The organism is Leisingera sp. F5 (genome assembly GCF_001593695.1).
The window spans coordinates 1-4,707 of record NZ_LUKH01000156.1; the positions used below are offsets into that span (position 1 = coordinate 1).

Annotated in this window: 5 protein-coding genes; 3 read left to right on the plus strand and 2 right to left on the minus strand. The window is 62.1% G+C overall.

The features are described from left to right. Together A2I95_RS26225 and A2I95_RS26230 are read right to left on the minus strand one after the other, a co-directional pair. Positions 1–1,040: aminotransferase class III-fold pyridoxal phosphate-dependent enzyme (locus tag A2I95_RS26225; RefSeq protein WP_291734641.1), on the minus strand; the 1,040-nt coding region annotated here is incomplete at its 3' end. A gap of 48 nt (positions 1,041–1,088) precedes the next feature. Continuing rightward, entirely contained in the window at positions 1,089–1,868 is a 780-nt protein-coding gene (locus A2I95_RS26230) for an IclR family transcriptional regulator (protein WP_291734643.1), read from the minus strand. 172 nt (positions 1,869–2,040) lie between these two features. Here A2I95_RS26230 and A2I95_RS26235 point away from each other — a divergent pair, with 172 nt between their 5' ends. From A2I95_RS26235 to A2I95_RS26245, 3 genes are all read left to right on the plus strand, one after another. Then, positions 2,041–2,988 carry a tripartite tricarboxylate transporter substrate binding protein gene (locus A2I95_RS26235; protein ID WP_291734645.1) on the plus strand — a complete coding sequence of 316 codons (948 nt, stop codon included), beginning with the start codon at positions 2,041–2,043 and terminating at the stop codon, positions 2,986–2,988. A 72-nt stretch (positions 2,989–3,060) separates the two neighbouring features. Further along, positions 3,061–3,591 carry a tripartite tricarboxylate transporter TctB family protein gene (locus A2I95_RS26240; RefSeq protein WP_027256351.1) on the plus strand — a complete coding sequence of 177 codons (531 nt, stop codon included), beginning with the start codon at positions 3,061–3,063 and terminating at the stop codon, positions 3,589–3,591. A 9-nt stretch (positions 3,592–3,600) separates the two neighbouring features. Continuing rightward, a partial coding sequence (locus tag A2I95_RS26245) for a tripartite tricarboxylate transporter permease (protein WP_291734647.1) occupies positions 3,601–4,707 on the plus strand: 1,107 nt, incomplete at its 3' end.

Genomic DNA, 4,707 nt, shown 5'->3' on the forward strand with positions numbered 1-4,707 from the left:
ACGTTCAGGCGCAGGGTCTCTTGCAGGCAGGCCAGCGCTGCCGCGGCGCCTACGGGATGGCCGGAGTAGGTGTAGCCATGGCCGATGGCGGCTTTGCCGGTAGTGTCCTTCTCAAAAGTCTCCGTCATGTGATCGGCGATCATCACGGCGCCAAAAGGGAAGTAACCGTTGGTGATCGCTTTGGCCGTCGCCATCATGTCGGGCTGCACGCCCCAGTGGCGCGATCCGGTCCATGATCCGGTGCGGCCGAAAGCGGTAATGACCTCATCGGCAATCAGCAGGATACCGTTCTTTGAGCAGATCTCGCGCACGCCGGGCATGAAGCTGGCATGCGGCGGGATCACACCGCCGGCGCCCAGGATCGGTTCCATGATGAAGGCAGCAATGGTGCCAGCGCCTTGAAAGGCGATCTCGTCCTCCAGTGCTTGCAGGCACAGCTGGGCGAGGCGTTCCGGGTCGGTCTCGTTGAATGGGTTGCGGTAGGTGTAGGGCGCGGGGATCTGGAAGCAGCCGGGCAAGAGCGGCTCGTACTGGGTGCGGAAATTGGCGTTTCCGTTCACCGAGGCGCCGCCCATGTGGGTGCCGTGATAGCCCTTTTTCAGACTCAGGAACTTGGTGCGCCCGGCCTCGCCGCGGATTTTGTGGTACTGGCGGGCGAGCCGCAGGGCCGTTTCCACCGAGTCAGAGCCGCCCGACGTGAAGAAGGCGCGGGTGAGGCCGTCGGGGGCGAAGAATTTGCGCAGCTCCTCGGCAAGCTGGATCACCTGATCGTTGGTGGTGCCACGGAAAGTGGAATAGTAGGGCAGCACATCCAGCTGCGCGGCAATCGCGTCTTTCACGGGCTGGCAGGAAAAGCCAAGATTTACGTTCCACAGGCCGCCGACGGCATCCACCACTTCATGTCCGTCGATGTCGGTGATCTTCACCCCTTGTGCGGAAGTGATGATCGCAGGCGGATTGGCTAGGCTGTCGCCGGGATGCGCCATCGGGTGCCAGAGGGATTTGGCGTTGTGCTCTTTCAGGAAGTTGGAGTCTTTCATGGGGTCAGCTCCTGGATGCGGCCCGCGCCGGGGCCGGAGAGGGGGAAATCAGACGGCGCCGTCCTGCGGATAGTCCGCAGGTGCCGAGCCGCCGATGCGATGGGTGAGGGCGGCGCCCGCGCGGCGCAGGGCCGCGGGGATCCGTTGTTTCTGTTCTGGGGTCATGCGGGACACCGGCGCGGCCACGGCCAGGGCGCCGATCACCTGCCGGTCGGGGCCAAAGACTGGCACCGCGTGGGAGTGCACATCGGCCTCAAACCCGCCGATCGACTGGGCTATGCCGGTGCTGCGGACATCTGCCAGCTGGGCACGGACTTCCTGCGGGTCGGTGATGGTTTCGGGGGTGTGGACCTGCAGCGGCTGTGCCAGCATATCAACCACAAATCCGGGGTCGGCAAAGGCCAGCACTGCCATGCCGGAACTGGTGCCGTGAAAGGTCAGCACTTCGGCATCCTCCATCATCACCTTGGTTGCGTGACGCGGTGAATAGGCGTGCGACAATGAGTTCAGCTGGCTGCCCTGCAACAGCGACAGGTGAGTGGTTTCGCCGGTCTCGTCGCTCAGATCGCGCAGCACCCGGCGCGAGACCGAAAGTATTGGAACCGCCGCCTCGCGAAGGGCGGCCAAGCGCAGAACTTGAGGTCCAAGCCGGTACATGCGGTCGCCGTCGGTCTGTTCGACAAAGCCTGATTCCTGCAGCTCGCTCATCAGCCGGTAGACGGTGGCCTTGTTCATGCCGGACAGGCGCGTCAGATCGCTGAGCCCGATTCCGGCCCGCCCGTGGTTGAAATGCGTCAACAATGACAAGGCTTTGGATACCGTTCCCATGTGTCCGCCCGTACTCCCTGTTTGATCTTGGCAGGTGGTGCTTTTGGAAAAAGACGCACCTTTGATGCAATTTTGTTGACAGATAACGGGGCAGGCTGTCAATCTAAATTCAAACCAACGGTTCAAATAATAAACCACGGCTGAAGCCGAAAAGAAAACTGGGAGGAAAGCCATGAAACTCAAGACCCTCATGAAAGGGGCCGCAGCTGCGGCGGCGCTGGGGCTGAGCGCGGTTGCCGCGCAGGCCGAATATCCGGAGAAGCCGGTGAACTTTATCGTGCCGTGGCCGCCGGGTGATCTGGAGGACGTGCTGACGCGGATGATCGCCGAGGATTTCCAGAACGAATACGGCGTTGCGGCTGCTGTGGTGAACAAGCCGGGCGGCGGCGGCGGGCCGTTTCCCGGCGCCATTGAAGTCGCCAACGCGCCAAGCGATGGTTACACCGTCGGCTCTTTCGTGATCGGCGTGCCGGTGATGGGCCACCAGATCGACATCCCGCCGCTGACGCCCGAGAAATTCGACCCATTGGGAATCTTCCTGACTTATCCCTTTGTGATCGCCACGTCCGGTGATGCACCTTACAGCACGATGGAAGAGCTGGCGGCCTATGCCAAAGAAAACGACGTGGCGCTGGGCCATTTCGGCGATGTGCTGACCCCGACCCAGGTGACCAAGGCCTATGCCAAGAACGCCGGTTTCGAGTGGGGTTCGGACGCGGCTTTTGATGCGCTGGATTGCAACACGCTGGCCTCGGGCGATGCGGATGTGATCAACACCACCCTGCAGCTGGTGCTGCCCTGCCTGGATCAGGTCAAGGTGCTGGTCTCAATCACGGATCAGCGCATCCCGCTGGCCCCCGACGCGCCGACCATCGGCGAGTTGGACGAGAGCCTGAACATCGCGCTATGGAACGGTCTGTTCGTGACCAAGGACACGCCGCAGGATGTGCGCGACAAGATCATCGCGGTCGCGGAAAAGGCCGTGATGAGCGAGCGCGCCCAGAATGTCGCCAAGGAAACCGGCGCGCTGGTTTATTGGCAAAGCGCCGACGACAGCGCGGCACGGGTTGCCAATGATATCGGCACCATGGCCCGCATCAGCGGCCTGCTGTCGGAGTAATCCTCCCCCCTGCATCGGGGCCCTGACGGGTCCCGGTGACTTTTCAAATCGCGCGGACAAAGAACATCTCACATGCCATCGGAACGTGAACACCGCTTTGCCGGACCGCGGCGCGGCCAGCTGGTTTTTGCCCTGTTTCTGGTGGTGGCCGCGCTGCTGCTGCTGGCTCTGATTGGGGATCAGACCGCCTGGGTCAATAAAACCAAGCTGTTCGCCCAGCCGCGGTTCTGGCCCGCGGTTGCAATTGGCGGCATGGTGCTTATGGGCGGGCTGCATCTGTACAAACTGCCCTGGCGGCGGGTCAGCCGCTATGACCTGCGGGAGGTCAAACGCTGGGCGCAGGTGCTGGAATTCGCGGGCTGGTTCATGGGCTATGTCCTCTTGGTGCCGATCATCGGCTATCTGCCCGTGACACTGGCCTTCATGCCTCTGCTCAGCTGGCGGATGGGCTATCGCAGCCCGTTCATGCTGTGGATCAGTGCCGCCTTTGCTGTGGTCGTGGTTGTGCTGTTCAAGGCTGTTCTGTCGGTCAAGATCCCGGGGGCGATGCTTTATGAGTATCTGCCGGGGTCATTGCGCAGTTTCTTTATTCTCTATCTCTGAGTGCCCGTCATGGACCTTATCCTTTCTGCCGTTGACATCCTGATGCGCTGGGACGTGGCGCTGGCGCTGCTGGCGGGCTCGGTCGGGGGCGTGCTGATCGGCGCCATTCCCGGCGTCGGTCCCGCTGTCGCCATTGCGATCCTGCTGCCTGCGACCTTTTCGATGGACCCGATTGTGGGCCTGACGGTGCTGCTGGGGATCTACGGCTCCTCCATGTACGGAGGTGCCATCCCGGCGATCCTGATCAATACGCCCGGCACCGCGGTCAACGCGCTGACCACATACGACGGCTACCCGATGACCGCGCGCGGAGAGCCGCGCCGCGCTCTGAGCCTGGCCTATTCCGCCAGTTTCTTTGGCGGTATCTTCTCGGTCATCTGCTTGATCCTGTTCGCTCCGGTGCTGGCCAAGATTGCGCCAATGTTCGGCTCGCGCGAGATATTCCTGGCGGCCCTTCTAGGCCTGATCCTGGTGGTGGTCGCACACCGCGGCCACGCGCTGATTGCGGGTGCCTTGGCCTGTTTCGGTATCTTTCTGCAGACCATCGGGCTGGAGCCGGTGAAATACACCCAGCGCTATACTTTCGGGCAGGACTTTTTGGGCGGCGGCATCAACCTGATCGTGGTGGTTCTGGGGCTGTTTGCCATCTCGCAGGCCTTTGTACTGCTGACGGATGAGGACGAGAAGGTGCGCATGACCCGCCTGCGCGGCGGCATGTTCCAGGGCCTGCGCGAACTGACGCGCCATCCCCGCGTTGCAGGGGTTTCAGCAACCTTCGGCGTGCTGATGGGTATGGTTCCCGGCGTGGGGGAGTTCACCGCGCAGTTCATCTCCTACACCTATGCGCAGAAAACCTCGAAACGGCCGCAAGACTTTGGCAACGGGTCTTCCGAAGGGCTGATCGCGGCAGAAACTGCCAACAACGCGGTTCCGGCTGCAGCCATGGTGCCGCTCTTGGCGCTGGGCATTCCGGGAGAAGCGCTGACGGCGATGATGCTGTCGGTCTTCTATGTGCATAACGTGGTGCCAGGGCCGGGACTGTTTCAGAACGACATGGATTTTGTCGTGGCACTGTACCTCGCACTTCTGGTGCTGAATGTCCTGGTTCTTGTCTTC